Origin of the sequence: Kitasatospora sp. NPDC094028, from assembly GCF_049543595.1 — a bacterium.
Classification (GTDB): domain Bacteria; phylum Actinomycetota; class Actinomycetes; order Streptomycetales; family Streptomycetaceae; genus Kitasatospora.
In genome coordinates, this window is sequence record NZ_JBMVFA010000111.1 from 1 (window position 1) to 1,204 (window position 1,204).

Here is a 1,204-nt window from a genome sequence, read left to right on the forward strand (position 1 = left end):
ACTGGGGGTGAGTCCTTCGGACCGCGCCCGCGCCCGCGACGGACGGTTCGCCGGACTGTGGTTCCTTGCCCCACGTGGGCTGCGGACCTCACCGACCCGGTCCTTCTTTGTCACTCTCACCTTCAGAGTGCTAACGCAATGATTAGCACTCGGCATGCCCGAGTGCAAGGTGCGCCCGCGCAGCGGGCTCGTTCAGGGGTGGTGGTCGGGTGACGGGCGGGCGCGAGCGCCCCGGCCCTCCCCGGGCACACCGAAGGGCCCGCACCCTGTGCGAGGTGCGGGCCCTTCGGTAGAGAAACGTTTCAGACGGCGACGCGAACCATGTCGGCCTGCGGACCCTTCTGGCCCTGCGAGATCTCGAACTCCACTCGCTGGCCCTCCTCCAGGGTGCGGTAGCCGTCCATCTGAATGGCGCTGTAATGGACGAAGACGTCCGCACCACCGTCGACCGCGATGAAGCCGTACCCCTTCTCCGCGTTGAACCACTTGACGGTGCCCTGAGCCATGCCTAACTCCCCTATTACTGGCCCTTGCACAGATCCACACTTCGCGGACCCGGGTCAGACCTCGCCCCCCAATGCGTCGGGGGCGTGCGCCGGAACGCGTCGACCGCGGCTGAATGTATCTGTCCAACTGCCGTCTGCAACAGGTCAATTGGACGAGAATTCTGGACGCGAACGATCCGGAATGTGGGGAGAATTCACCCGAATTCAGGGCAAGTCGGGCCCCGTAAAAGACACAAAAGCCGCGGAAAGGCCGTGCATTTTGGCTACTTCTTATCGGGACCGCGGAAGAGAACCGAGGGCTTACCCTCGATCACCGGAGGGCGCGTTCCCCAACTGTACCGCGCTCAATCACACAGAATTGCCCCCTCCGCTTCTCTCACGGAGAGGGCAATCCGATGTACTTTCGGTGACCATCATTACCTAAGGTAATGATCGATCATTCGGTCAGCAGCCGCCGGCCACCGCCGGGATGATGGAGACGCCCGCGCCGTCCGGGGTGGAGGTCGCGAGGCCCTGCTCGAAACGGACGTCGTCGTCGTTGACGTAGACGTTCACGAACCGGCGCAGCTTGCCCTGGTCGTCCAGGACGCGGGCGGCGATGCCGGTGTGGTTCTTCTCCAGGTTCTCGATGACCTCGCCGAGGGTCGTGCCCTCGGCGGCGACCTCGGCCTGTCCGCCGGTGTAGGTGCGCAGGATGG

General features: G+C 64.5%; 2 protein-coding genes. Both read right to left on the bottom strand.

What is annotated here, in order from left to right; all coding sequences use genetic code 11:
- Positions 1-302: 302 nt before the first annotated feature.
- Complete coding sequence (locus ACPC54_RS42145) at positions 303-506, bottom strand: cold-shock protein (RefSeq protein ID WP_037653356.1); 204 nt, start codon at positions 504-506, stop codon at positions 303-305.
- Between the two features lie 444 nt (positions 507-950).
- Positions 951-1,202 carry a MoaD/ThiS family protein gene (locus ACPC54_RS42150; RefSeq protein WP_498973054.1) on the bottom strand — a complete coding sequence of 84 codons (252 nt, stop codon included), beginning with the start codon at positions 1,200-1,202 and terminating at the stop codon, positions 951-953.
- Between the last annotated feature and the right edge of the window lie 2 nt (positions 1,203-1,204).

Coding starts and splice junctions, on each gene's coding strand:
- ACPC54_RS42145 (WP_037653356.1), bottom strand. CDS start 506: ATGGCTCAGGGCACCGTCAAGTGGTTCAACGCGGAGAAGGGGTACGGC.